General features: G+C 53.0%; 25 protein-coding genes. 14 read left to right on the top strand and 11 right to left on the bottom strand.

Annotation, left to right across the window (positions count from 1 at the left end):
- Positions 1-66: 66 nt before the first annotated feature.
- Together pyk and M2406_RS08390 are read right to left on the bottom strand one after the other, a co-directional pair.
- On the bottom strand, positions 67-1,509 hold the full coding sequence (gene pyk / locus M2406_RS08395) for a pyruvate kinase (protein WP_012145494.1): 1,443 nt from the start codon (positions 1,507-1,509) through the stop codon (positions 67-69).
- Positions 1,510-1,696: 187 nt separating this feature from the next.
- Complete coding sequence (locus tag M2406_RS08390) at positions 1,697-2,569, bottom strand: MurR/RpiR family transcriptional regulator (RefSeq protein WP_012145493.1); 873 nt, start codon at positions 2,567-2,569, stop codon at positions 1,697-1,699.
- A gap of 352 nt (positions 2,570-2,921) precedes the next feature.
- On the opposite strand from M2406_RS08390, the gene zwf reads away from it, so the two are divergent.
- From zwf to mdtI, 4 genes are all read left to right on the top strand, one after another.
- A complete protein-coding gene (zwf, locus tag M2406_RS08385) occupies positions 2,922-4,397 on the top strand; it encodes a glucose-6-phosphate dehydrogenase (protein ID WP_012145492.1) in 1,476 nt (491 codons plus the stop codon).
- Positions 4,398-4,549: 152 nt separating this feature from the next.
- On the top strand, positions 4,550-5,191 hold the full coding sequence (locus M2406_RS08380; protein WP_012145491.1) for a bifunctional 4-hydroxy-2-oxoglutarate aldolase/2-dehydro-3-deoxy-phosphogluconate aldolase: 642 nt from the start codon (positions 4,550-4,552) through the stop codon (positions 5,189-5,191).
- A 565-nt stretch (positions 5,192-5,756) separates the two neighbouring features.
- On the top strand, positions 5,757-6,125 hold the full coding sequence (gene mdtJ, locus M2406_RS08375; protein WP_259189620.1) for a multidrug/spermidine efflux SMR transporter subunit MdtJ: 369 nt from the start codon (positions 5,757-5,759) through the stop codon (positions 6,123-6,125).
- Complete coding sequence (gene mdtI, locus M2406_RS08370) at positions 6,112-6,441, top strand: multidrug/spermidine efflux SMR transporter subunit MdtI (RefSeq protein WP_012145489.1); 330 nt, start codon at positions 6,112-6,114, stop codon at positions 6,439-6,441. The genes mdtJ and mdtI overlap by 14 nt, the downstream gene beginning before the upstream one ends.
- Positions 6,442-6,499: 58 nt before the next feature.
- Here mdtI and M2406_RS08365 read toward each other — a convergent pair whose 3' ends face one another.
- Positions 6,500-6,844, bottom strand: a complete 345-nt coding sequence (locus M2406_RS08365; RefSeq protein WP_012145488.1) for a RidA family protein — start codon at positions 6,842-6,844, stop codon at positions 6,500-6,502.
- Positions 6,845-6,977: 133 nt separating this feature from the next.
- On the opposite strand from M2406_RS08365, the gene M2406_RS08360 reads away from it, so the two are divergent.
- The 5 genes from M2406_RS08360 (at position 6,978) to rnd (ending at position 13,463) form a co-directional block, all read left to right on the top strand.
- Complete coding sequence (locus M2406_RS08360) at positions 6,978-8,882, top strand: ATP-dependent DNA helicase (RefSeq protein ID WP_012145487.1); 1,905 nt, start codon at positions 6,978-6,980, stop codon at positions 8,880-8,882.
- 80 nt (positions 8,883-8,962) lie between these two features.
- Positions 8,963-9,664, top strand: coding sequence for a tRNA (adenosine(37)-N6)-threonylcarbamoyltransferase complex dimerization subunit type 1 TsaB (gene tsaB / locus M2406_RS08355; RefSeq protein ID WP_026142407.1), 702 nt, complete (start codon positions 8,963-8,965; stop codon positions 9,662-9,664).
- 101 nt (positions 9,665-9,765) lie between these two features.
- Entirely contained in the window at positions 9,766-10,356 is a 591-nt protein-coding gene (locus tag M2406_RS08350) for a Slp family lipoprotein (RefSeq protein WP_012145485.1), read from the top strand.
- A 207-nt stretch (positions 10,357-10,563) separates the two neighbouring features.
- Positions 10,564-12,252, top strand: a complete 1,689-nt coding sequence (gene fadD / locus M2406_RS08345; protein WP_017893083.1) for a long-chain-fatty-acid--CoA ligase FadD — start codon at positions 10,564-10,566, stop codon at positions 12,250-12,252.
- Positions 12,253-12,341: 89 nt separating this feature from the next.
- Entirely contained in the window at positions 12,342-13,463 is a 1,122-nt protein-coding gene (gene rnd, locus M2406_RS08340; RefSeq protein WP_259189618.1) for a ribonuclease D, read from the top strand.
- A gap of 236 nt (positions 13,464-13,699) precedes the next feature.
- On the opposite strand, the gene minE is transcribed toward rnd, so the two are convergent.
- The 3 genes from minE to minC are packed head-to-tail and all read right to left on the bottom strand — an operon-like array spanning position 13,700 to position 15,512.
- Complete coding sequence (minE, locus tag M2406_RS08335) at positions 13,700-13,969, bottom strand: cell division topological specificity factor MinE (RefSeq protein WP_012145482.1); 270 nt, start codon at positions 13,967-13,969, stop codon at positions 13,700-13,702.
- Between the two features lie 3 nt (positions 13,970-13,972).
- Positions 13,973-14,785 (bottom strand): septum site-determining protein MinD, encoded by an 813-nt coding sequence (gene minD / locus M2406_RS08330; RefSeq protein ID WP_012145481.1) that lies wholly within the window; start codon positions 14,783-14,785, stop codon positions 13,973-13,975.
- Between the two features lie 25 nt (positions 14,786-14,810).
- Complete coding sequence (gene minC, locus M2406_RS08325; RefSeq protein ID WP_259189615.1) at positions 14,811-15,512, bottom strand: septum site-determining protein MinC; 702 nt, start codon at positions 15,510-15,512, stop codon at positions 14,811-14,813.
- Between the two features lie 136 nt (positions 15,513-15,648).
- Between minC and M2406_RS08320 the strand changes: the two genes are divergently transcribed.
- The 3 genes from M2406_RS08320 (at position 15,649) to M2406_RS08310 (ending at position 17,771) form a co-directional block, all read left to right on the top strand.
- Entirely contained in the window at positions 15,649-15,921 is a 273-nt protein-coding gene (locus M2406_RS08320; protein WP_012145479.1) for a YcgL domain-containing protein, read from the top strand.
- Positions 15,922-15,984: 63 nt separating this feature from the next.
- The gene (locus M2406_RS08315; protein WP_218216578.1) at positions 15,985-17,031 is read left to right on the top strand and encodes a lytic transglycosylase domain-containing protein; all 1,047 of its coding nucleotides are present in this window, start codon (positions 15,985-15,987) and stop codon (positions 17,029-17,031) included.
- An 83-nt stretch (positions 17,032-17,114) separates the two neighbouring features.
- Entirely contained in the window at positions 17,115-17,771 is a 657-nt protein-coding gene (locus tag M2406_RS08310; protein ID WP_012145477.1) for a fumarylacetoacetate hydrolase family protein, read from the top strand.
- 74 nt (positions 17,772-17,845) lie between these two features.
- Here M2406_RS08310 and M2406_RS08305 read toward each other — a convergent pair whose 3' ends face one another.
- Positions 17,846-18,094, bottom strand: coding sequence for a CsbD family protein (locus M2406_RS08305; RefSeq protein WP_012145476.1), 249 nt, complete (start codon positions 18,092-18,094; stop codon positions 17,846-17,848).
- Between the two features lie 408 nt (positions 18,095-18,502).
- Here M2406_RS08305 and M2406_RS08300 point away from each other — a divergent pair, with 408 nt between their 5' ends.
- The gene (locus M2406_RS08300) at positions 18,503-18,949 is read left to right on the top strand and encodes a YcgN family cysteine cluster protein (protein WP_012145475.1); all 447 of its coding nucleotides are present in this window, start codon (positions 18,503-18,505) and stop codon (positions 18,947-18,949) included.
- Positions 18,950-19,455: 506 nt separating this feature from the next.
- Here M2406_RS08300 and dsbB read toward each other — a convergent pair.
- On the bottom strand, positions 19,456-19,986 hold the full coding sequence (gene dsbB / locus M2406_RS08295) for a disulfide bond formation protein DsbB (protein ID WP_012145474.1): 531 nt from the start codon (positions 19,984-19,986) through the stop codon (positions 19,456-19,458).
- Positions 19,987-20,110: 124 nt separating this feature from the next.
- On the bottom strand, positions 20,111-21,691 hold the full coding sequence (gene nhaB, locus M2406_RS08290; RefSeq protein ID WP_012145473.1) for a sodium/proton antiporter NhaB: 1,581 nt from the start codon (positions 21,689-21,691) through the stop codon (positions 20,111-20,113).
- A gap of 242 nt (positions 21,692-21,933) precedes the next feature.
- Here nhaB and fadR point away from each other — a divergent pair, with 242 nt between their 5' ends.
- Positions 21,934-22,653 carry a fatty acid metabolism transcriptional regulator FadR gene (fadR, locus tag M2406_RS08285; RefSeq protein ID WP_012145472.1) on the top strand — a complete coding sequence of 240 codons (720 nt, stop codon included), beginning with the start codon at positions 21,934-21,936 and terminating at the stop codon, positions 22,651-22,653.
- Positions 22,654-22,721: 68 nt separating this feature from the next.
- Here fadR and M2406_RS08280 read toward each other — a convergent pair whose 3' ends face one another.
- Together M2406_RS08280 and M2406_RS08275 are read right to left on the bottom strand one after the other, a co-directional pair.
- A complete protein-coding gene (locus M2406_RS08280; protein ID WP_012145471.1) occupies positions 22,722-24,257 on the bottom strand; it encodes a SpoVR family protein in 1,536 nt (511 codons plus the stop codon).
- 134 nt (positions 24,258-24,391) lie between these two features.
- A complete protein-coding gene (locus M2406_RS08275) occupies positions 24,392-24,622 on the bottom strand; it encodes a hypothetical protein (RefSeq protein ID WP_259189611.1) in 231 nt (76 codons plus the stop codon).
- Between the last annotated feature and the right edge of the window lie 151 nt (positions 24,623-24,773).

The following is a 24,773-nucleotide window of genomic DNA, read 5'->3' as shown; positions in this document are numbered from 1 at the left end:
GTTTCTCAGGGGGAAGGGGGAGCGTAAAAAAATGCCGACCGCGTTAACGGCCGGCAGCAGTATATTTTACTCGACGCGCAGGATACGGCTGGTATTGGTGGTACCCACGGTTTCCATCACGTCGCCCTGGGTGACGATTACCAGATCGCCGGAGACCAGGAAGCCTTTATCACGCAGGCGGTTAACCGCGTCATTGGCCGCGATAACGCCGTCATTATGGCTGTCGAAGTACACTGGCGTAACGCCGCGGTACAGCGCAGTCAGGTTCAACGTGTGCTCATGGCGTGACATGGCGAAGATCGGCAGACCGGAACTGATACGTGACATCATCAGCGCGGTGCGGCCTGACTCGGTCATGGCGATCAGTGCGGTAACCCCTTTCAGATGGTTAGCCGCGTACATTGAAGACATGGCAATGGCTTCTTCAATGTTGTCGAACTGCACGTCCAGACGGTGTTTGGAGACGTTGATGCTTGGGATTTTCTCTGCACCCAGACAAACACGCGCCATAGCCGCCACGGTTTCTGCCGGGTACTGGCCTGCCGCAGTTTCAGCAGACAGCATCACGGCGTCGGTACCATCCAGCACGGCGTTCGCCACGTCCATGACTTCGGCACGGGTAGGCATCGGGTTGGTGATCATCGACTCCATCATCTGGGTCGCGGTAATGACGGCGCGGTTGAGCGTACGGGCACGGCGGATCAGTTTTTTCTGGATGCCGACCAGTTCCGGATCGCCGATTTCGACGCCCAGGTCGCCACGGGCTACCATCACGACGTCGGAGGCCAGGATGATGTCATCCATGGCTTCGTCACTGCAAACGGCTTCGGCACGTTCAACCTTGGACACGATCTTGGCGTTGCAGCCTGCATCGCGCGCCAGTCGACGTGCGTAGTTCAAATCTTCGCCGGTACGCGGGAAGGAAACCGCCAGGTAGTCGACGCCGATTTTAGCCGCGGTAACGATATCGGCCTTGTCTTTCTCGGTCAGGGCTTCAGCGGACAGGCCGCCACCCAGTTTGTTGATGCCTTTGTTGTTGGACAGTGGGCCGCCAACGGTGACTTCGGTAAACACTTTCATGCCCTGAACTTCGAGCACTTTCAGCTGTACGCGGCCGTCATCGAGCAGCAGTACGTCGCCGGGTACCACGTCGGCAGGCAGGCCTTTATAGTCGATACCGACTTTTTCTTTATCGCCTTCGCCCTTGGACATGTTGGCATCAAGCAGGAATTTATCACCGATGTTAAGGAAGATTTTGCCTTCCTTAAAGGTGGAAACACGAATTTTCGGCCCTTGCAGGTCACCCAGAATAGCGACGTGGCGTCCCAACTTGGCAGCAATTTCGCGCACTTTGTCAGCGCGGATCTGGTGGTCTTCTGCGGTGCCGTGGGAAAAGTTAAGCCGAACTACGTTAGCGCCGGCGGCAATGATCTTTTCCAGATTATTGTCGCGGTCTGTAGCCGGACCCAGGGTGGTAACAATTTTGGTTCTTCTGAGCCGTCTGGACATGTATTACTCCGTTGACTGGTGAAGCAAATTATTGGTGTTGCGATAACGTCGGATAACGAAACCAGGAGTGAAATGTCATTTTACTACACTGATATTTCACCCGGGTTACCCGCATGAGCGTATTACAGGGTACTGCCTCTAATGCTGCCGTCCAGATGACTTTGAACGACAGTTTTTTTCACATAGGTTACGAGTCGAAACTGTTGGGGATAACCACACCCTTATCAAAGCGCGATTCTTTCAACGCTTCCTTGACCCGCTTCAAGTTATCTCTGAATTTGGCCCCTCTACGCAAGGTAAATCCGGTGGCCAGCACGTCGATGAGCGTTAATTGCGCAATTCGCGATACCATCGGCATATAAACGTCGGTATCTTCCGGAACATCGAGCAATAATGCCAGCGTGGCTTCATGAGCCAGTGGGGTATCGCGCGAGGTAATGGCTATTACCGTGGCATCGTTTTCACGTGCCAGTTGCGCCATTTCCACCAGGTTCTTGGTGCGGCCGGTATGGGAGATGAGTACTACCACATCCCCCTCGCTGGAATTCATGCATCCCATGCGCTGCATGACGATGTCATCGAAATAGACCACCGGAATATTGAAGCGGAAAAATTTGTTCATCGCGTCGTGGGCCACTGCCGCCGAGGCACCCAAACCGAAGAAAGAGATTTTTTTTGCCTGGGTAAGCAAGTCAACCGCACGATTGATTGCTGCAATATCCAAATTTGCCTTTACTGTATCAAGGCTGGCCATGACGGATTCGAAAATTTTACCGGTATAGGAAGCAACGCTGTCATCTTCCTCCACGTTACGGTTTACGTAAGGGGTGCCGTTGGCCAGGCTTTGGGCAAGATGCAGTTTAAAATCGGGAAAACCCTTGGTATCGAGACGGCGACAAAAGCGGTTGACGGTGGGCTCGCTAACGTCCGCCATCCTGGCCAGCGTCGCGATACTTGAGTGAATGGCGGTCTGCGGGGAGGCGAGGATCACCTCGGCGACTTTCCGTTCAGATTTGCTCAGCAGCTCCAGATGGCTCTGGATTTTTTCCAGCGTATTCATATAACGAGAGTCACTCATGGGTTTTGTCGATTTCAATCAAAGGAGAAATCAATGCCGGTTTAGTGAAAATATACTACGTGCTGGTAACCGTTGGCAGTGTCGACAGAGGGTATGCAGAGTTTTTTCATCAGAACATGACCTGTGTCTAACTTTCATAATGGTAAAAGAGCGTCAAAAAAGACAGAAAATTACAGTTTTTAGTTCAGTCAGCGGCATTTACTGCCGATAGCGCTTAACACTGCAATTTTTGGGGCTTTTTTTCTACTTTTGATCCGGGTTTACTGGCTGTAGTTAAAGAGAGTACATTAGTAATGTAAGAAAATTACAAATATCCTGCAACGAGGAGATGAACATGGCGGTAACCTCTACAGCCCAGGCGTGTGACCTGGTTATTTTCGGCGCGAAAGGCGATTTGGCGCGTCGTAAGCTGTTGCCTTCCCTGTACCAGTTAGAGAAAGCCGGTCATATCCACCCGGATACCCGTATTATCGGCGTCGGCCGTGCCGAGTGGGATAAAGATGCCTATATCAAGGTGGTCAAGGAAGCGCTTGGCACCTTTATGAAAGAAAAACTCGATGACGAACTTTGGGCCACGCTGAGTGCGCGCCTGGACTTCTGCAACCTGGATGTGAACGACAGCAAAAATTTTGCCAAATTGGGCAAAATGCTGGATCAGAAACATCGCACCACCATCAACTATTTTGCCATGCCGCCCAGCACTTTCGGCGCGATCTGCAAAGGGTTGGGTGAGGCCAAGCTGAACCACGAGCCGGCACGCGTCGTGATGGAAAAACCACTAGGCACCGATCTGGCCTCTTCGCGCGTGATCAACGATCAGGTGGCTGAGTATTTCAACGAGTCTCAGGTTTACCGTATTGACCACTATCTTGGCAAAGAGACGGTGTTGAACCTGCTGGCACTGCGTTTTGCCAACTCACTGTTTGCCTCCAACTGGGACAATCGTACCATCGACTCGGTGCAAATTACCGTAGCGGAAGAGGTGGGTATTGAAGGTCGTTGGGGTTACTTTGACCAGGCCGGCCAGATGCGCGACATGATCCAGAACCACCTGTTGCAAATTCTGACCATGATTGCCATGTCACCTCCGGCGGATCTGACCACTGACCGTATTCGCGATGAGAAAGTGAAGGTGCTGCGCTCACTGCGTCGTATCAATCAGACCAATGTGCGCGAAACCACGGTGCGTGGCCAATATACTGCCGGTTTTGTGCAGGGCAAAAAGGTCCCTGGTTACCTGGAAGAGGAAGGGGCGAACAAAAGCAGCAACACCGAAACCTTCGTCTCTATCCGCGTTGATATCGACAACTGGCAGTGGGCCGGCGTGCCGTTTTACCTGCGAACCGGTAAGCGCTTGCCGACCAAGTGCTCTGAAGTGGTGGTCTACTTCAAGAACCCACCGCTGAACCTGTTCAGCGATTCTTACCAGCAACTGCCGCAGAACAAATTGACCATTCGTCTGCAACCGGATGAAGGCATCGAGATCCAGGTATTGAACAAGGTCCCTGGCCTGGATCACAAACACCGCCTGCAAACCACCAAGCTGGATCTGAGTTTCTCAGAGACCTTCAACCAGGAGCACGTGGCAGACGCCTACGAGCGCCTGCTGCTGGAGACCATGCGTGGTATCCAGGCGCTGTTTGTGCGCCGTGACGAAGTGGAAGAAGCCTGGAAGTGGGTTGACTCCATCATGGACGCCTGGAAAGCGGATAACGAAGCGCCGAAGCCGTATCAGTCCGGTACCTGGGGCCCGGTAGCCTCGGTGGCGATGATCACCCGCGATGGCCGTTCCTGGAACGAGTTCGAATAACGACCCGGCCGGCAGTTTATCTGCCGGCATTTTTTTGCCTGCACGACCGGGGCGCAACATCACTTGGGGTACGGCCGGACGCCCGCGAGACTCCGTGGGCCCCTGTGGCAGGGGCGTGCCATTGATAACCCGTAAGTAATGGAGAAGTAACGATGAAAAACTGGAAAACCAGCGCAGAACAGATCCTGACCGCCGGTCCGGTAGTTCCGGTGATTGTGATTAATAAGCTGGAACATGCGGTGCCGCTGGCCAGGGCGCTGGTCGCCGGTGGCGTGCGCGTATTGGAAGTCACTTTGCGCACTGCCTGCGCGATGGACGCGATCCGCGCTATCGCGGCAGAGGTGCCGGAGGCGATTATCGGTGCCGGTACTGTGCTTAACCCGCAGCAGTTGCAGGCGGTGACCGAAGCCGGTGCGCAATTCGCTATCAGTCCGGGCCTGACGGAGGCGCTGCTGAAAGCCGCTACCGCAGGCAGCATTCCATTGATTCCGGGTATCAGCACCGTTTCAGAACTGATGCTGGGCCTGGATCACGGTCTGCGTGAGTTCAAGTTCTTCCCGGCTGAAGCCAACGGTGGCGTTAAGGCGTTACAGGCGATCGGCGGCCCATTCCCGCAGGTACGTTTCTGCCCGACCGGTGGCATTACACCAGGCAACTACCGTGATTACCTGGCGCTGAAAAGCGTACTGTGTATCGGTGGTTCCTGGTTGGTACCGGCCGACGCGTTGGAAAATGGCGACTACGCACGCATCACTGAACTGGCTCGTACCGCAGTGAGTGGCGCCACGGCGTAACCCGCGCCGGGCCTGGGTTTGGCGATTATTTGCCCGAACCAACCTAAACCAAGGTTCAACAGAATGTTGAACCTTTTTTTTATTTTTAAATTCCTTAACTTTCTTATTTATAGACTATTTTTTTATAGTTTTTGTGAAAATGGCGGTTTGCTTTATGATTATTGCTATGGTACAACTATTGCAGTTAAAATTTTACTTGATGAGGATATTGGGCAAATCGCACTCCGTGTAACAAGATTATGTGCGGCTGAGAATAGAGAATACTTATGATGACAACTAATGGAATTACCCTCAGAACCTCTACTTGCCAGCTTTTCCTGTCTGCCATCCTTGCCAGTGAGCATCACTGGTGCAGCGAGCTATAGCGTCTTTCTCCCTTAACCGGTGCTGGTGACAGGCTCAGTCCTTCGTCATTTCGCGTAGCCGGGCAAACATTTTTATTACGTTTGGGTCAGTTTATCCCCAGGGATCTCTGCGTCTTCAGCGCCTGTTTGCGCCTGTCTGACGAGATAAATCGGGATAAATATGCCTTAGCGTGCCTTATTCGCCGTTTGGGAGAGAAATCATGATTTATTGGATCTTTTTAGGTTTGGCCATAGCGACCGAAATTATCGGTACCCTGTCAATGAAATACGCCAGCATTAGCGGCGGTATGACCGGCCATATAGTGATGTATGTAATGATCACCGCATCGTATGTGATGCTGTCGATGGCGGTAAAACGGGTTGCTCTGGGCGTCGCTTATGCCCTGTGGGAAGGTATCGGTATCCTGTTTATTACCCTGTTTAGCGTGCTGTGGTTTGACGAACCGATCTCGGCGTTGAAGGTGCTGGGTCTGGTGACGTTGATTGTCGGCATCATGCTGGTGAAGTCCGGCACCCGCAAACAACGAAAACAGGTAACGCCGCGAGGTGACAACCATGCAACAGCTTGAGTTGTACCACATTGCTTTTCTGGGATTGGCGATCGTACTGGAGATTATCGCCAACATTTTCCTGAAGATGTCGGACGGTTTCCGTAAAGTTTGGTTGGGCCTGCTGTCTCTGCTGTCGGTACTGGGGGCGTTCAGTGCGCTGGCGCAGGCGGTGAAGGGGATTGATCTTTCGGTTGCCTATGCGCTGTGGGGCGGTTTCGGTATCGCCGCGACAATCGCTGCCGGCTGGATCCTGTTTGGTCAACGGTTAAATGCCAAGGGCTGGATTGGTCTGGTGTTGTTACTGGCGGGGATGGTGATCATCAAACTGGCTTAATCAGCAGCAAACACGACAAAATAAAACCGCAGGCGTTATCGTCTGCGGTTTTTTTGCTTTACAGCGCGGCAATGATTTTGATTTCAACCTTGTATTTCGGGTTCATCAATTTTGCCTGCACGGTGCAACGCACTGGGGCACTACCGGCAACCACCCAGGCATCCCAGGCGGCATTCATCCCGGCAAAGTCAGCGCCGTCGGCCAGAAAAATGGTGGCGTCCAGCACCCGGCTTTTGTCGGAACCCACACGGGCCAGGATCACGTCAATCGCCGCCAGGGCGTTAGCGGTCTGTGCGGTAGCGTCATCATCCAGATTTTCCGGCACGCTGGTGTAATAAACGGTGTCGTTGTGAACCACGGCTTCAGACCAGCGATCGGCGGGATCAATTCTTTCAATATTCATTCGGTTATCTCCATATCATAGTCGCGTGTAGGGTATCACAGCCATCGGCAGAAATACTCGACGTTAAAGTCGGTGGTAGCCGCGCGGCAGGATTGGCATAATCAACGCTGAATAATACCGGCAGAGAGATAGCGTGACAGACGATTTCGCAACAGACGGCGCCCTGGCGCAGGCAATCAAGGGTTTCAAACCGCGTGAAGCACAGCGGCAGATGGCGGAAGCGGTCACCGAAGCCATTAACTTCAAGCAGGAGTTGGTGGTTGAAGCGGGCACCGGCACCGGTAAAACCTTCGCCTACCTGGCACCGGCACTGCGGGCCGATCGCAAAGTGATTATTTCCACCGGTTCAAAAGCGCTGCAGGACCAGCTTTATGCACGGGATCTGCCCACCGTTGCCAAGGCGCTGAACTACAAAGGCAAGATGGCGCTGTTGAAGGGGCGATCCAACTACCTGTGTCTGGAGCGTCTGGAGCAGCAGTCGATGGCCGGTGGCGAACTGGCCGGACAGGCGCTGATCGATCTGGTCCATCTGCGCAAATGGTCATCAATGACCAAAGAGGGTGACATCAGCAGCTGCAGCGACGTGGCGGAAGACAGCTTCGTCTGGCCGCTGGTGACCAGTACCAACGATAACTGCCTGGGCAGCGACTGTCCGTTGTATAAAGATTGCTTTGTGGTCAAGGCGCGTCGCCGTGCCATGGATGCGGACGTGGTGGTAGTGAACCACCATCTGTTCCTGGCGGACATGGTGGTGAAAGAGGGCGGCTTTGCCGAACTGATCCCCGAGGCCGATGTGATGATTTTCGATGAAGCGCATCAGATCCCTGACATCGCCAGCCAGTATTTTGGCAAACAGCTAACCAGCCGCCAACTGCTGGACTTGGCCAAAGACATTTCCATTGCTTACCGCACCGAAGTGCGTGACGCGGCGCAGCTGCAAAAAAGTGCCGACCGTCTTAGCCAAAGTACGCAGGATTTCCGCTTAATGCTGGGAGAGCCAGGCTTTCGCGGTAACCTGCGCGAGGTACTAAGCCAACCTAATGTGCAGCGCGCCTTGCTGTTGCTCGATGATGCGCTCGAACTCTGCTACGACGTAGTCAAACTGTCCCTCGGTCGTTCAGCCTTGCTGGATGCCGCCTTCGAACGCGCCACGCTGTATCGTGCGCGCCTCAAACGTTTGAAAGAGGTGACGGAACCCGGTTTCAGCTACTGGTACGAGTGCAACTCACGCCATTTTATTTTGGCGCTGACGCCATTGACGGTCGCCGATCGTTTCCGCGAGCTGCTCGATGAAAAACCGGGCAGTTGGATTTTCACCTCGGCAACGTTATCGGTTAATGAGCAAATGGGGCATTTTACCGATCGTCTGGGCCTGAATAAGGCCAAAACCCTGCTGTTGGCCAGCCCGTTCGACTATGCGAAACAGGCATTGCTGTGCGTGCCGCGCTTTTTGCCATCACCGAACCAGCCGGGTGGGGCACGGCAATTGGCGCGTATGCTGCGGCCGTTGATTGAGGCCAATAACGGCCGCTGTTTCTTCCTCTGTACCTCGCACCAGATGATGCGTGAACTGGCGGAAGAGTTCCGTGCAACCATGACCTTGCCGGTGCTGTTGCAGGGGGAAACCAGTAAGGGCCAACTGTTGGCGCAATTTGTTGAGTCCGGTAATGCGCTGCTGGTGGCGACCAGCAGTTTCTGGGAAGGAGTCGACGTGCGCGGCGATGCTTTGTCGTGCGTGATTATCGACAAGCTGCCGTTTACCTCGCCCGACGATCCCTTGTTGAAAGCGAGGATTGAAGATTGTCGACTGCGCGGTGGCGATCCTTTTAACGATGTGCAATTGCCGGATGCGGTCATCACTCTGAAACAGGGCGTTGGGCGCTTGATCCGCGATACCGACGACCGTGGCGTGTTGGTGATCTGCGATAACCGCCTGGTGATGCGGCCGTATGGAGAAGTGTTCCTCAACAGCCTGCCGCCGACGCCCCGTACCCGCGATATCGCCCAGGCGATTGCCTTCCTGCAGGCAGAGCGCTAGCGGATAGGCGTGACCACAGGGCTGTGCTACAATGCGCGCCCTGTATGAAAAACCCTGTTTTTTTCCCGCCTGAGGTTGGCATGTCCACGCGAATTTTAGCGATCGATACAGCGACGGAAGCCTGTTCCGTTGCCATCTGGAATCAAGGCGAAATCCACGCCCTGTTTGAACTGTGCCCACGTGAGCATACGCAACGCATTTTACCTATGGTGCAGCAAGTGCTGGCGGAATCCGGCGTCACTCTCAATCAACTCGATGCTCTGGCCTTTGGCCGTGGCCCAGGGAGTTTTACCGGCGTGCGTATTGGCATCGGTATCGCGCAGGGTCTGGCGCTGGGCGCCGGCTTGCCGTTACTGGGTATTTCTACTTTGCAGACCATGGCACAGGGTGCCTGGCGCGTCGCCGGGGCTGATCGAGTGCTGGCAGCGATAGATGCGCGCATGGGTGAAGTGTACTGGGGCCAGTTTGAGCGTCAGCAAGACGGCCATTGGCTGGAAAGCGAAGGTGAGGCGGTACTTTCACCCCCGCAGGCGCTGGCGCGAGCGCAAGGCCTGCAGGGGCACTGGGCGCATGTTGGCACCGGCTGGCAAACTTATCCGGATCTGGTCACCGGTTCTTCGCTAAGCTTGAGTGATGGCCAAATGCTGTTGCCGCAGGCGGAAGATATGCTGCCATTGGCGTTGCATGCCTGGCAACAGGGGCAGGCCGTAGCGGTAGAAAATGCCGAGCCGACCTACCTGCGTAACGAAGTCACCTGGAAAAAATTGCCGGGGCGTGAATAGCGCAAACCTATTGTGCTTTGCTGGCGTTCGGCATATGAATGAACTGCAACTTGCTCGGTGAACTGATGTCAAAGTTACAGCTATTTCAGGAGATTGCGACGATGCTAACCCGCACTGTAAGTAAAAAAATGGCGCTACTGGCTATTGCCGGTGGTGCGTTTGCGTTGTCGGGCTGCGTTACCGTGCCCGATGCAATTAAAGGCAGCACGGAAACGCCGGTGCAGCAGTTGTCCTCGGTGCAGAATGCACCGAACCTGTTTGTGGGTGCTGAGGCCCGTTTTGGCGGTACCGTGGTGAATGTCGCTAATGAGCAGGGGCGTACGGTGCTGGAAATTGCCGCCGTGCCGCTCGATTCCGGTGCCCGACCGATTTTGGGCGAGCCGTCACGGGGGCGCTTGCTGGCCTCTGTTAACGGTTTCCTGGAACCGGTTGATTTCAAAGGTCAGCTGGTTACCGTGGTGGGCCCAATTACCGGCGTCAGAGACGGCAAGATTGGCATGACGCCGTACAAGTTTGTCACCATGAACGCCACCGGTTATAAACGCTGGCACCTTAGCCAACAGGTGATGATGCCGCCGGCGCCAATGGGGCCATGGGGCTGGCGTAGCGGTACCTGGGGCCCCGGCTGGGGCGTGGGTTACGGCTGGTACAATCCTGGTCCGGTGCAGGTGCAAACCATAGTTACCGAGTAGTGTTCGCGAGAAGTTAACCATTTTGAAAGGGCGGCTCCGGCCGCCTTTTCCTTTTGGCGCAGGGAAACGGCGCCAATTAGTGACGTACATCGCAACCTTAATATTGTTTAAAACTCAAACTGGTCTGCTGAGTTAAAATATTGTTATGGTTTGGCTGCATATTTAGGGGCTGCGATGATAATGAATAATGATTTCAGGAGTAATACCTTGGATAAGGTTTGGTTAAAACGTTACCCGGCAGATGTTCCGGCAGAGATCGACGCCGATCGTTATTCATCTTTGGTCGAAATGTTTGAAAATGCGGTTAAGCGTTACGCGGATCAACCCGCTTTTATGAACATGGGCGAGGTGATGACCTACCGCAAGCTGGAAGAGCGTAGTCGCGCTTTTGCCGCTTACCTGCAAAATGAACTGGGTCTGCAGAAGGGTGACCGCGTTGCCCTGATGATGCCGAATTTGTTGCAGTATCCGATCGCACTGTTTGGCATTTTGCGAGCCGGTATGGTGGTGGTCAACGTTAACCCACTGTATACGCCGCGTGAACTGGAGCACCAATTGAACGACAGCGGTGCCAGTGCCATTGTGATCGTCTCCAACTTCGCCCACACGCTGGAAAAAGTGGTGTTCAACACCCAGATAAAGCACGTGATCCTGACGCGCATGGGCGACCAGCTCTCCGCTGCCAAAGGTACGCTGGTTAACTTTGTGGTGAAATACATTAAGCGGCTGGTGCCGAAATACCATCTGCCGGCGGCTATTTCTTTCCGCAGTGCGCTGCAGCGCGGCCGCCGGCTGCAGTATGTCAAACCCGATATCATCAACTCTGACCTGGCGTTCCTGCAATATACCGGTGGCACCACCGGCGTGGCAAAAGGCGCGATGCTGACGCACCGTAACATGCAGGCCAACCTGGAACAGGCCAAGGCGGCCTATTTACCGCTGTTCCGCGAAGGGCAGGAACTGGTGGTGACGGCGCTGCCGCTGTACCACATCTTCGCATTGACGGTGAACTGCCTGCTGTTTATCGATCTGGGCGGACATAATCTGCTGATCACCAACCCGCGCGATATTCCGGGGCTGGTGAAGGAACTGGGCAAATATCCGTTCACCGCCATGAGCGGGGTGAACACCCTGTTCAATGCGCTGTTGAACAACGAGGACTTCCACAAGCTCGATTTCTCCACGTTGCGTTTCTCCGTCGGCGGTGGCATGTCGGTGCAGAAAGCGGTGGCGGAAAAGTGGGAGAAAACCACCGGCAAGCACCTGCTGGAAGGCTATGGCCTGACGGAGTGTGCGCCACTGGTCACCGGAAATCCTTACGATCTGAAACACTACAGCGGCAGCATCGGTTTGCCGGTGCCGTCGACGGACATTCGTCTGGTGGACGACAATGGCCATGATGTGCCAGTCGGCGAGCCGGGCGAACTGTGGGTTAAAGGGCCGCAAGTTATGTTAGGCTACTGGCAGCGGCCGGATGCCACTGATGAAGTGTTGAAAGATGGCTGGCTCGCGACCGGCGATATCGTTACAGTGGATGAGATGGGCTTTGTGCGCGTCGTCGATCGCAAGAAGGACATGATCCTGGTTTCCGGGTTCAACGTATACCCGAACGAGATTGAAGACGTGGTCAGCCAGCACCCGAAAGTGTTGGAATGCGCGGCGATTGGCGTGCCAAGTGACGTCTCCGGTGAAGCGGTCAAGATCTGCGTAGTGAAGAAAGACGCCTCGTTGACCAAAGAAGAGCTGTTGACCCATTGTCGTCGGCAGCTTACCGGGTATAAAGTGCCTAAAATTGTTGAGTTCCGCGACGAGTTGCCGAAGTCTAACGTCGGTAAAATTTTGCGGCGAGAACTGCGTGATGAGCAGAAAAAACCTGTGGCAGCCGATGCCGCCTAGGCTATCATCTACGCCTTACAGATCAACAACGCCGGTGAATGCCGGCGTTGTTGTGTTTGAATCATGAAAGCGACCAAGAGAATGACGTTTTGAACTATCAGTTGATCACTACCGATGCCGGATTGCAGCAGGTCTGCGATCAGGCGAAAAAGCATGCCCAGATTGCGCTGGACACCGAATTTGTCAGAACGCGCACTTACTATCCGCAGTTAGGCCTGATTCAGTTATACGATGGTGAACAACTCTCCCTGATTGACCCCTTGCCGATCAAGCAGTGGCAGCCGTTTATCGAGCTGCTGAGCAACACTCAGGTGGTGAAATTCCTGCACGCCGGCAGTGAGGATCTGGAAGTGTTCCTCAACGCGTTCAAAACGCTACCGACGCCAATGGTGGATACCCAGATCCTGGCGGCCTTTACTGGTCGTCCGATGTCTTGTGGCTTCGCTACCCTGGTGGCGGAGTACATGCAGGTGGAGCTGGATAAAAGCGAAGCCCGGACCGACTGGCTGGCGCGTCCGCTGACGGAAAAACAGTGTGTCTACGCTGCGGCGGACGTGTTCTATCTGTTGCCAATGGCCAAACGGCTGGTGCAGGAGACGGAAGAGGCCGGTTGGACGGCGGCTGCCAGCAATGAATGCCTGCTGTTGTGTCAGCGCCGTAGTGAGACGCTGGCGCCGGAATTGGCCTATCGTGAAATTACCAACGCCTGGCAATTACGTCCCCGCCAGTTGGGTTGCTTGCAGAAACTGGCTGAATGGCGACTGCGTCAGGCGCGTGAGCGTGATCTGGCGGTGAACTTCGTGGTGCGTGAGGAAAACCTCTGGCAGGTAGCGCGTCATATGCCGACCTCGCTGGGTGAACTGGACTCGCTGGGGCTGAGCGGCCCTGAAATTCGTTATCATGGTAAAACGCTGGTGGCGTTGGTGGCAGAGGCCGCCGAGCTGGAAGAATCGGCATTGCCGGAGCCGTTACCGAACCTGATCGACCAGCCGGGTTATAAGAAAGTATTTAAGGAAATCAAAGCGGCGATCGTCATTGCCAGTGAGCAAAGCGGGTTGAGCAGCGAATTGTTGGCATCGCGTCGGCAGATTAACCAGTTGCTGAACTGGCATTGGAAATTGAAGGTTGGCGACAATTTGCCAGAATTAGTCAGCGGATGGCGCGGTGATTTATTAGCGGCACCACTTCAGGACATTTTGAAGGGTTATTAATCGGGCTGTAAAACGTTGGGGTAGGGGAAGGAAACCCTGCTCTGATTATTTATTAGAAATAGTCGAAGTCAAAACACTTATCGGTAGCTTTTACTTTAAACAAACGTGACGCAAGATTAATTGAGATTAATCCCAAAGGATAAAAACGATTATTAAGTCTTTTTTATCTCAATAACTGGTTATGCATACAGTTACCCCCTGTATAAAATACACAGGGGGTAATTAATGCGTCACACTCATTTAGTTACTTCTTCCGATTCCGGTAATGTCACGTTGAGTTCAAGCACCGAAATATCGTCCCCTTTCTGCTCAAACTGCACGTGCAGCATTTCAGGGTCGATTTGAATGTATTTGCAAATTACCGCCAGAATATCGCGTTTCAAATCAGGCAGATACGGGGGCTCACTGTCCCCCCGACGACGCTCCGCGACGATAATCTGCAGCCGTTCCTTGGCTATATTGGCTGTCTGCTTTTTGCGGGACAGAAAGAAGTCTAGTAATGCCATGGTTTATCCCCCAAAAAGGCGTTTCAGGAAACCCTTCTTCTCTTCTTCAATGAAGCGGAAGGGGCGTTCTTCCCCTAACAAGCGGCTAACGGTGTCGTCATAGGCCTTGCCAGCGTCTGATTCGGCATCAAGGATCACCGGCTCACCCTGGTTGGAGGCCCGCAGCACGGACTGGTCTTCCGGGATAACGCCGACCAGTGGAATGCGCAGGATTTCCAGTACGTCTTCCATGCTCAGCATATCGCCACGGCTCACGCGGCCCGGGTTATAGCGAGTCAGCAGCAGATGTTCCTTAATCGCCGATTCGCCTCTTTCAGCGCGACGGGATTTGGATGACAAAATGCCCAGAATACGGTCGGAGTCACGTACTGAGGAAACTTCCGGGTTGGTGGTGATGATGGCTTCATCCGCGAAGTACAGCGCCATCAGCGCGCCGGTTTCGATACCTGCCGGAGAGTCACAGACCACGAAGTCAAAATTCATCTCGCCCAAATCGTTGAGGATCTTTTCAACGCCTTCGCGGGTCAGCGCGTCTTTATCGCGCGTTTGCGAAGCCGGCAAGATAAACAGGTTATCGGTGCGCTTGTCTTTGATCAACGCCTGGTTCAGCGTGGCATCACCCTGAATGACGTTAACGAAATCGTAAACCACCCGGCGTTCGCAGCCCATGATCAGGTCAAGATTCCGCAGACCGATATCAAAATCGATCACCACGGTTTTCTTACCTTTTTGGGCTAGGCCGGTAGCGATGGCCGCGCTTGAAGTGGTCTTGCCAACGCCCCCTTTACCCGATGTAACAACAATAATGCGTGCCATGAAATGGATTCCTTGTCAAAAGGGCTTAATTTAAAGGTTGTATGGTTAAAGCGTTATCCAACAGGCTGAGTCGTACAGCCTGCCCGACAAAGTCGGACGGGATTTGGTCGCTCAACCAGTACTGCCCTGCGATAGAGACTAGCTCAGCACCCAGGTGCGTGCAAAAAATCTGGCACTGCGTATCACCTGAAGCACCAGCCAGCGCACGACCGCGCATCATGCCGTAAACGTGAATATTGCCATCGGCAATTAATTCAGCGCCGGCGCTGACGCTGTTGGTCACGATCAGATCGCTGTTGCGGGCATAAATCTGTTGGCCGGAACGAACAGGGGTACTGATGATGCGCGTCTTGGCGGGGGCGTTGGGATCCACCACCGGGGCTGGCGCGGGCGCCGGTTCCGGGGGAGCCATCTTCTGGCCTTTGCCTTCGTTCAATAACGGCAGCCCGGCACGGGCTATTGCACGTTTTTGCCGCTCATCTCTGCAACCGCTGATACCCACAACGCGCAGCCCTGCTGCCGTGACAGCCTGTTGAAGTTCTTTCCAGTTTGCGTCGCCGTTCAGCGTTGCAACGTTGATAACAACAGGGGCATTTTTCAAAAAAGCGGGCGCTTGCTCGACTTTTTCTTGTAACGCCTGACGTATTACCTCGGGTTCCGAATTATACAAATGAACAACCGATAGGGTAAAACTGCTGCCTTTTAGCTCAATTGGCGATTGTGACATCTATCCTGACTCAGTCTCAGCAACTTTAAATCCCCGGAATACCAATCGGGGTGCGATATTCCGAAGTACTATAAGCATGTTATAGTCAGAGTTATATCCAGGCAAGACGCTGCCCCAATTAAATAGAGTTAAAAACATGCTTTGTGTGATCTATAGAAGCTCGAAACGCGATCAAACTTATCTTTATGTCGAAAAAAAAGACGATTTCTCCCGAGTGCCGGAAGATCTGCTGAAAAGTTTCGGCACGCCGCAATTGGCAATGGTGCTTTCTCTTGAAGGTCGGGAGAAATTAGCCTCGGCAGATATTGAGAAAGTGAAAGAGGCCCTGAAAGAAGAAGGGTTCTATCTGCAGGTTCCACCGCCGCTGGAAAATTTATTAAAACAGCACTTGTCTGACGACAAAAAATAACCGTCGTTGGCGTACAGGGGCTACGCTGGATCAGTAACCCCAAACCAACAAAGGAGCTGGGTGATGAGAGGGTCAGCGAAGACAGCGATAGTGGCTCTGCTGGCGCTGGGAACTGGCGTCTGTCCGCAACTGATGGCGCAGGTCGCTTCACCGGCCACAACTGCTGCGCCAGCACAAGGCACGTTGGCTGAAACCGGTCGCGATCCGGCACAGTTCCCAGCCTATGTAGAACAACTGAAACGTCAGGCGCTGGCGCAGGGCATTAGCCCGGCTATCGTCGCCAGCGCTTTTGCCAACGTGCATTTTGTCGACCGAGTGATTAAGGCAGACCGTAATCAGCCGGAAAAGAAAATCACGCTGGATGATTATCTAAAACGTGTATTGCCGCCGGCCAAGATAGCGCAGGGCCGTGCTCTTTACCGGCAATATCAACCCCAGTTGTCTCGTGTTACCGCTCACTACGGTGTTCCTGGACGTTATGTGGTGGCGCTGTGGGGGATGGAAAGCGCATTCGGCAAGATCCAGGGGCGTGAAGACGTGATATCTGCGCTGGCTACGCTGGCCTTTGAAGGTCGCCGTGAAGCTTTCTTCAGCCAACAGCTAATGGCAGCACTGCGGATCCTCGAACAGGGGCATGTCAGCCGTGAACAACTGAAAGGCTCCTGGGCCGGTGCGATGGGGCAGTGCCAGTTTATGCCGACCTCATTCCTGAATTATGCGGCGGATGGCGATGGCGATGGCCGTATTGATATTTGGAACAACGTTGATGATGTGTTTGCCTCTACGGCCCGTTATCTGTCGCGTGAAGGTTGGCAACCGGGCGTAGGCTGGGGCAGGGAAGTTAAACTGCCTGTCGGTTTCAGCAGTGACAGCCTGGGGCTGAAAGTGAGCCAGGCCCACAGCGTCAATGAATGGCAAAAACGTGGCGTGCGTCGTGCGGATGGTTCAGCCTTGCCGCATTCTACCCTGCGCAGTTGGGTGATCACGCCGGATGACATGCAGGGCCGGGCGTTCATGGTTTATGACAATTTTCGCACGATCATGCACTGGAATCGCTCTTACTATTTTGCCATCGGTGTGGGTATGATGGCTGACGGTATCGGGCAATAAATTAGGGCCAGGGTACCTCCACCCGCGCGTGGGATAACGGGCTTAGCAAGCTAAGCCCCTACATGATTGTAGGGAGATGCGGTATGTATCAACATAGAGACTGGCAGGGTTCATTACTTGATTTTCCGGTAAATAAAGTGGTTTGTGTCGGCAGTAACTACGCCGATCATATTAAGGAAATGGGTAGTGCGACCTCGGCAGAGCCGGTAGTGTTTATCAAGCCTGAAACGGCGCTGTGCGATATCCGCCAGCCGGTGGCGATCCCCAAAGAGTTCGGTTCGGTACATCATGAAGTGGAACTGGCAGTGTTGATTGGCACGCCATTAAAACAGGCTAATGAAGATCGAGTGGCTCGGGCCATCGCCGGTTACGGTGTTGCGCTGGATTTGACGCTGCGTGAGCTACAGGCGGGGTTCAAGAAGGCCGGGCAGCCTTGGGAAAAAGCCAAGGGTTTTGACGGCTCTTGCCCGATCTCCGGTTTTATTCCGGTGGCAGAGTTTGGCGATCCGCAAAATGCCGAGCTGTCACTGACGGTCAATGACCAGGTGCGTCAGCAGGGCAATACTCGCGATATGATCACCCCGATCCTGCCGCTGATCAGCTATATGAGCCGTTTCTTCACGCTGCGCGCAGGTGACATTATTCTTACCGGTACTCCGCAAGGCGTTGGCCCGATGAGCTCAGGCGACATGCTGAAAATCACGCTCAACGGTAAATCATTAACGACTCGCGTGATTTAAAGCCAAGCAAGACGCACTAAAAAAGGCCCCATGGGGCCTTTTGTCTTTTCTTCGGTTAGGGGCGGGCAAAGTGCTTATTTACGGCCCAGCAAGAAACCGAAAACAATCCCGACTGCAGCGGCGATAGCCACGCCGGCAAGTGGGTTGGATTCAACCTGAGTCCGCACCGTATCAGCCGCATCGCGAGCCGCGTAGCTGGCCTGAGAGGCATATTTGCGGGCTGCGCCTTTAACCTGATGATCCGGCGAGTCCGTTGCCTTACCAAAGGCTTCTTCAACGGCACCGGCAGCTTCATTGACCTTGTCTTCTGCTTTTCCAAACATACTTGGCTCCCTATCTCGGTTATAAAGGCGAACATTAAACATAGCAGGATTATGCCGTTCCTGGCGGCAAAAAGTGCTTTATAAGATGAATCTTAGCGGTGAGTTGAAGCGTTGGCCGGCAATAATCCTGGGGGAAACGAAAGGGTGATAGGCCTGTGATTTGTACGTATAATTAAGCGATGCGAGCCGTGTTGTTTTCCACCGAAAGCCCACAAAAATTGGCCGATGGTCATGACGCTTAATGCTGAATACTGTTGTTTTAAATAGCATTTTTTTTAAACAGATATATTGTTATCGCTATGATTATATTGTGTTTTCAGCCTTTCCATTTGGTTGGGATATCTATATAGTGCATCCTCAAAACCTGTACGCAGGTTATCTATTCATTTACCTATACCGGACGCGAACATGTCACAAACCCCTTTTTGGCAACAAAAAACGCTGGCGGAAATGTCAGAACAAGAGTGGGAATCGCTGTGCGACGGTTGTGGGCAATGCTGTCTGAATAAGCTGATCGACGAAGATACCGACGAGATTTATTTCACCAACGTAGCCTGTGACCAGTTGAATATTAAATCGTGCCAGTGCCGCAACTATGAACGTCGCTTTGAGCTGGAAGAAGACTGCATCAAGTTGACGCGTGAAAACCTCACGACGTTTGACTGGTTGCCACCGACCTGCGCATATCGCCTGATTGGCGAAGGCAAACCGTTATTCTCCTGGCACCCACTGGTTAGCGGTTCCAAGGCGGCGATGCACGGTGAGCGCATTACGGTGCGGCATATTGCGGTACGTGAAAGTGAAGTGGTGGACTGGCAGGACCACATCATGAACAAACCAAGCTGGGCGCGATAAACGAAAAAAGCCCCTGCAAAGAAGAGGGGCAAGACACACAACAACACCAGGGAAATCGTTAATACTAACTTGCGGATACTATAAGGTTTTTGCGGCCAAACTTCATCAAAATATCGATGCAATAATGCATCACTATGATGAGTTTTTTTGTATAAGGTGGGTGAGAGCAGATAAGTTGTTCCGTTATAGTACGATTTTATAGCGGAAAAGTGAGATTGTAATCCCGCGAATAAGACGTTTTCCCCCGCTAACTTAATGTTATGTAAATTACGTGCCAAATCTCGCCCGGATGCTTCTTTTTATACAGAAGGTTAGGTAGTTTGACCGCTCTCACGCTAAGTTCCGAGAGTAAAATAATGAAAATGATACGTCTGTTTGCCGTCGCTGGGGCACTGATAGTGCTCGTTTATTACCTTACGCACACTTGATATCGCTTTTTCTCTGAAGAGTCTCCTCAACTCCATAAAAAACGGCGCCCTGAGGCGCCGTTTTTTATTCGGGCATGCTTAACGACCAAACAGGTCACGTCGACGCGGACGCACAAACTGCGCGATCAACACAATGATGGCGAAAAGCAGATAAGCCGTGAAGATACCCACCAGCCACTGCGGCATCTCCAGAGTCAGAAACTCCCATTGACGCACTGAACAGTCACCTGACGCGTGAAACACGGCAGGCAGCCACTTATCCAGCGGCAGCCAGGATGGGAAGCTGACAAAGAAATCACAGGTATTAAACGGCGAAGGATGCAGTTGGATCATGGTGTGTTTCCATGCCAATTGCAGGCCTTCCCAGGCGCTGTAAATCCACAGCAGGATAGCGGCATAACGCAGTGGCGTTTTCGGTGCGATGGCACCGAGCAGCGAGGCGCCCAGAATACCAAACAGCGCACAGCGTTCGTAAATGCACATCACACAGGGTTGCAGCAGCATTACGTGCTGAAAGTAGAGAGCAACTAATTCCAGCACCAGCGCAGTCAGGGCCATCAACAGCCAAGCACCGCGCCCCTGCGAGCAGCGGTTAAAGAATTGCAACATATATTTATTCTTCCATGCAGTAAGCAATTGAACTGGCAGTGTAAACCAATTCAACTCTGCTGCCAGCTACCTGAGCCTGTTTCAGCACAAAAATAGTCGCTGACAGCGGAGTGGGTTAACAGGGTCAGTGTGTAGCGGCTTCAATCGATGGCAGCGTCAGCCAATGCCACTGGGTCAGCAGCTCAGTCGCAGGTGCCAGTGTAAACTGGACGCACAGCAGACCCACCAGGGTTAATACCACAGTATAGGGTAAAGCCATCCATACCATCCGCCCGTAAGACAAACGCACCAGCGGTGCCAGCGCAGAGGTCAGCAGGAACAGGAAAGCCGCCTGACCATTCGGCGTGGCGACCGATGGCAGATTGGTGCCGGTATTAATGGCGACCGCCAGCATTTCGAACTGCTTCAGGGAAATCACACCGTTTTCAAATGCAGCACGGGCTTCATTGATGTATACCGTACCGACGAACACGTTGTCAGATACCGAAGACAGTAGGCCATTAAACAGATAAAACAGCGCCAGTTGTGAAGAGGGTTGCGCCTGCAGAACAAAATGAATAATCGGTGTAAACAGGTGTTGCTCAATAATTACTGCCACCACGGTGAAAAATACCGTCAGTAGCGCGGTAAAAGGCAGTGCCTCCTGGAAGGCCTTACCGATGGCGTGTTCATCGGTGACGCCGCACAGTGAAGTGGCGAGAATAATGACCGAAAGACCAATCAGGCCTACTTCCGCCAGATGAAAGGCCAGCGCCACCACCAACCAAATGCCGATTAGCGCCTGAACGACCAATCTGACCTGTTCTTGTTTACTGCGTCCGGCGGTAGCCTGGCGGTCAAACTCGGTCAGTACCTCACGTACGCGTTCCGGCAGTTTTGCTCCGTAGCCGAAGACGCCGAAGCGTTCGAGCAGTAAGCAAACCAGCAGGCCGCACGCAAACACCGGCAGGGTAACCGGCGCCATGCGCAGGAAGAAGTCAACAAATCCCCAGCCGGCGCTTTTGGCAATAATCAGGTTCTGCGGTTCACCCACCATGGTCATCACGCCGCCCAGCGCGGTACCGACGCCTGCGTGCATCAGCAGGCTGCGCAAGAAGGCGCGGAACTGCTCGAGCGTCTGTTTGTGATCGTCACTGACCAGGGTGCTATCGTCACCGACATCAATATTACCGTCATTACCGTCAGAACGGTTTGAAGCCACGTTGTGGTAGATCGAATAAAATCCGGTAGCGACGCTGATAACCACCGCAACGACCGTCAATGCATCGAGGAAGGCTGACAGCAGCGCCGCCGCAAAACAGAATGCCAAAGAAAGCAGCATTTTTGAGCGGATGTTGAGCAGTAGCTTGGTGAAAACGAACAGCAGCAACTGCTTCATAAAGTAGATGCCGGCTACCATAAAGATCAGCAGCAGCAGCACTTCCAGATTATGGGCAATTTCCTCACCCACCCGATCGGGGCTGGTCATGCCGATCAGCACTGACTCAATGGCCAGCAGACCACCCGGCAGCAGTGGGTAGCACTTCAGCGCCATTGCCAGGGTAAAGATAAATTCGACTACTAACAGCCAACCCGCAATGAACGGATCGACCAGGAAGAAAACCAGTGGGTTGACCACCAGGAAAACCAGAATGGCCAGTTTGTACCAGTCTGGTGATTGCCCGAGGAAGTTTTTCACCAGGGCACTGCGAAAGGTCGTTTCCATTATGCGTTACACGTCCTGAAAATAAGTTGTCTCATACTAGCCTAACAATGCCGCCGGGGCAGATGCAATAAGGGCTTGCTTTACGATGAGAAATTTCTCTAAGCGGTGTTTTTGCACGTTTTTTGCCACTTTATGCACAGTTTCGTTCAATGTTTTTCGCTCACGCTAGGTCATGCAATAGCGATCTGGTATGATCAGCCGACTACTATTACTGATTATCGTCGCTACGGAACGTCAAACACATGGTCATAAAGGCGCAGAGTCCTGCCGGTTTCGCGGAAGAATACATTATCGAGAGTATCTGGAATAATCGCTTCCCTCCTGGCACTATTTTGCCCGCGGAGCGTGAGCTTTCAGAACTGATTGGTGTCACGCGCACCACGTTACGTGAAGTTTTACAACGCCTGGCGCGTGATGGCTGGTTGACCATTCAGCATGGCAAACCGACCAAAGTAAATAATTTCTGGGAAACATCCGGCCTCAATATTCTTGAGACGGTGGCGCGCCTCGACCATCAGAGCGTTCCACAATTGATCGACAACCTGCTGTCTGTGCGAACCAATATTGCGGCGATCTTTATTCGCGCAGCGGTGCGTAACCATCCAGAGGCCGCTCAGGAAGTGTTGGCGAAAGCCACTCAGGTGGAAGATCAGGCGGATGCTTTCAACCTGTTGGACTACGAAATTTTCCGTGGTCTGGCGTTTGCTTCCGGCAACCCGATTTACGGTCTGATCTTCAACGGTCTGAAAGGCTTGTATACCCGCGTTGGCCGTTACTACTTCTCAAACCCGGAGTCTCGCAAACTGGCGCTGACTTTCTATAGCAAGCTGTCGACGCTGTGCCATGAGAAGTCATACGATCAGGTAATGGACTGCGTGCGTAACTACGGTAAAGATAGCGGCGCCATTTGGCAAAGCATGCAAGGCACTATGCCAAGCGATCTGACCGAAGCCCGTCGTTAACCTCAACACCGCATTACGTAAAAGGGGCGCCATTTGGCGCCCCTTTAGTTTTGAGTTATTGAACAGTCTTACAGTGGTGTTGGGCGCGGTGGGCAACGCTCCAATAGCTCGACGCTACCGTCTTCGTTCTGTTGCTCCAAAATAATGTCGAAGCCCCACAGACGGTGCAGGTGTTTCATCACTTCACGCCGACTTTTATCCAGCGGAGCGCGATCCTGCGGGATATAACGCAACGTTAATGAACGGTCACCGCGTAAATCTACATTCCAGATCTGTATGTTCGGCTCGTGGTCGCTCAGATTATATTGCGCCGACAACTCCTGACGGATTGCGCGGTAACCGGCTTCATCATGGATCGCGGCTATTTCCAGGTAGTTATTGCGATCGTCATCCAGTACGGTGAACAGTCGGAAATCACGCATGATCTTCGGCGACAGGAACTGGCTGATAAAGCTTTCATCCTTGAAGTCACGCATGGCGAAGTGAAGTGTTTCCAGCCAGTCTTTACCGGCGATGTCCGGGAACCAGTAACGATCTTCTTCCGTCGGCGACTGGCAGATGCGCTTGATGTCCTGGAACATGGCAAAGCCCAGTGCGTAAGGGTTAATGCCGTTGTAATAAGGGCTGTTGTAAGGCGGTTGATAAACCACGTTGGTATGGCTGTGCAAAAATTCCAGCATAAAACGTTCGGTTACCCGGCCCTCGTCGTACAGATGATTGAGGATGGTGTAGTGCCAGAATGTCGCCCAGCCTTCGTTCATCACCTGGGTTTGTTTCTGCGGATAAAAATACTGACTCACTTTGCGCACAATTCGCAGAATCTCACGCTGCCAGGGTTCCAGCAACGGAGCATTCTTCTCCATAAAGTAGAGGATGTTTTCCTGCGGTTCGCTTGGATAGCGGCGCGCCTGCTCAGGCGCCTCTTCACGTTCAACCCGTGGCAGGGTCTTCCACAGCGTGTTTACCTGGCTTTGCAGGTACTCTTCGCGGCTTTTTTGCCGGGCTGTTTCTTCGACCAGTGAAATTTTCTGCGGCCGTTTGTAACGGTCCACGCCGTAGTTCATCAACGCATGGCAAGAGTCCAGCAGTCTCTCCACTTCTTCAACGCCGTAGCGCTCTTCGCACTGGCTGATGTAGTGGCGGGCGAACAGCAGGTAATCGACAATCGAACTGGCGTCGGTCCAACTGCGGAACAGGTAGTTATTCTTGAAGAAGGAATTGTGCCCATAGCAGGCGTGCGCCATCACCAAAGCCTGCATGGTGATGGTGTTTTCTTCCATCAGGTAGGCGATGCAGGGGTTGGAGTTGATCACAATCTCATAGGCCAGGCCCTGTTGCCCATGCTTATAGCGCTGCTCGGTCTCAATGAATTTTTTACCGAATGACCAATGGGTGTAGTTAATCGGCATGCCGACGCTGGAATAAGCGTCCATCATCTGCTCTGAGGTAATGACCTCGATCTGATGCGGGTAGGTGTCGAGCTTGTAATGTTTGGCTACGCGATCGATGTGCTCCAGATACACCTGCAGCAACTCGAACGTCCAGTCCGGTCCATCGCTCAGACGTTTATCTTCCTTGACCTTATCATGTGTTGAAGTAGTCATCAGCGCACCCTCGTTATTACGGACCTTGCTCGAACGGCAGACCCTGTATCAATCGTAGCTCAATCTACGCAGAGGTAATAATGATATAAAGCTTAAAAATTCAACGATATGTCGTCGGCAACCCACCGGGAGAGCTACCGGGGAGCTTTTACCCTGAGTTTTTTCTGCTGGAACAGGATCTCACCCCGGCAAAGCGTTATATCAGTAAAGTTGCTATTTTGTAGTTTATTACTCTGTGGTATTGGCGCTGTTTCATTTTTATATTCTGTTAAATCCTTGTTGCTTTCTTGGCTTTTACTTGGTGCCATCAATGCAGTCATTGACTGCACATCGGCCTGTGTTTCGCTCTCAAATCCTCCTTTCACCGCATCTTATCGCTATTTATAGGTAGCTATTGCAAAAGAGACGGCCATGAACGATAAATTAATTGTGAATGTTGTCACGTTTGATGACGAAGATGTTGGACGGATTTTTCCACTGAGTTAATTTCCTGTGAGCAGAAGATTATGCTTTGTG

The sequence above is a fragment of the Serratia sp. BIGb0163 genome, assembly GCF_024809935.1.
GTDB classification, from domain to species: Bacteria; Pseudomonadota; Gammaproteobacteria; order Enterobacterales; family Enterobacteriaceae; genus Serratia; species Serratia quinivorans.
Note: the sequence above shows the minus strand (reverse complement) of the source record. Positions and strands in the feature narration are given on the sequence as shown.

Excerpts from the sequence above, each read along its gene's own strand:
- minD (WP_012145481.1), bottom strand. The coding sequence starts at position 14,785 with ATGGCACGCATTATTGTTGTTACATCGGGTAAAGGGGGCGTTGGCAAG.
- M2406_RS08310 (WP_012145477.1), top strand. The coding sequence starts at position 17,115 with ATGTATCAACATAGAGACTGGCAGGGTTCATTACTTGATTTTCCGGTA.
- M2406_RS08315 (WP_218216578.1), top strand. The coding sequence starts at position 15,985 with ATGAGAGGGTCAGCGAAGACAGCGATAGTGGCTCTGCTGGCGCTGGGA.
- M2406_RS08380 (WP_012145491.1), top strand. The coding sequence starts at position 4,550 with ATGAAAAACTGGAAAACCAGCGCAGAACAGATCCTGACCGCCGGTCCG.
- mdtI (WP_012145489.1), top strand. The coding sequence starts at position 6,112 with ATGCAACAGCTTGAGTTGTACCACATTGCTTTTCTGGGATTGGCGATC.
- M2406_RS08300 (WP_012145475.1), top strand. The coding sequence starts at position 18,503 with ATGTCACAAACCCCTTTTTGGCAACAAAAAACGCTGGCGGAAATGTCA.
- M2406_RS08365 (WP_012145488.1), bottom strand. The coding sequence starts at position 6,844 with ATGAATATTGAAAGAATTGATCCCGCCGATCGCTGGTCTGAAGCCGTG.
- zwf (WP_012145492.1), top strand. The coding sequence starts at position 2,922 with ATGGCGGTAACCTCTACAGCCCAGGCGTGTGACCTGGTTATTTTCGGC.
- nhaB (WP_012145473.1), bottom strand. The coding sequence starts at position 21,691 with ATGGAAACGACCTTTCGCAGTGCCCTGGTGAAAAACTTCCTCGGGCAA.
- M2406_RS08320 (WP_012145479.1), top strand. The coding sequence starts at position 15,649 with ATGCTTTGTGTGATCTATAGAAGCTCGAAACGCGATCAAACTTATCTT.
- pyk (WP_012145494.1), bottom strand. The coding sequence starts at position 1,509 with ATGTCCAGACGGCTCAGAAGAACCAAAATTGTTACCACCCTGGGTCCG.
- dsbB (WP_012145474.1), bottom strand. The coding sequence starts at position 19,986 with ATGTTGCAATTCTTTAACCGCTGCTCGCAGGGGCGCGGTGCTTGGCTG.
- fadR (WP_012145472.1), top strand. The coding sequence starts at position 21,934 with ATGGTCATAAAGGCGCAGAGTCCTGCCGGTTTCGCGGAAGAATACATT.
- M2406_RS08350 (WP_012145485.1), top strand. The coding sequence starts at position 9,766 with ATGCTAACCCGCACTGTAAGTAAAAAAATGGCGCTACTGGCTATTGCC.
- M2406_RS08390 (WP_012145493.1), bottom strand. The coding sequence starts at position 2,569 with ATGAATACGCTGGAAAAAATCCAGAGCCATCTGGAGCTGCTGAGCAAA.
- minE (WP_012145482.1), bottom strand. The coding sequence starts at position 13,969 with ATGGCATTACTAGACTTCTTTCTGTCCCGCAAAAAGCAGACAGCCAAT.
- M2406_RS08280 (WP_012145471.1), bottom strand. The coding sequence starts at position 24,257 with ATGACTACTTCAACACATGATAAGGTCAAGGAAGATAAACGTCTGAGC.
- M2406_RS08305 (WP_012145476.1), bottom strand. The coding sequence starts at position 18,094 with ATGTTTGGAAAAGCAGAAGACAAGGTCAATGAAGCTGCCGGTGCCGTT.
- tsaB (WP_026142407.1), top strand. The coding sequence starts at position 8,963 with ATGTCCACGCGAATTTTAGCGATCGATACAGCGACGGAAGCCTGTTCC.
- mdtJ (WP_259189620.1), top strand. The coding sequence starts at position 5,757 with ATGATTTATTGGATCTTTTTAGGTTTGGCCATAGCGACCGAAATTATC.
- minC (WP_259189615.1), bottom strand. The coding sequence starts at position 15,512 with ATGTCACAATCGCCAATTGAGCTAAAAGGCAGCAGTTTTACCCTATCG.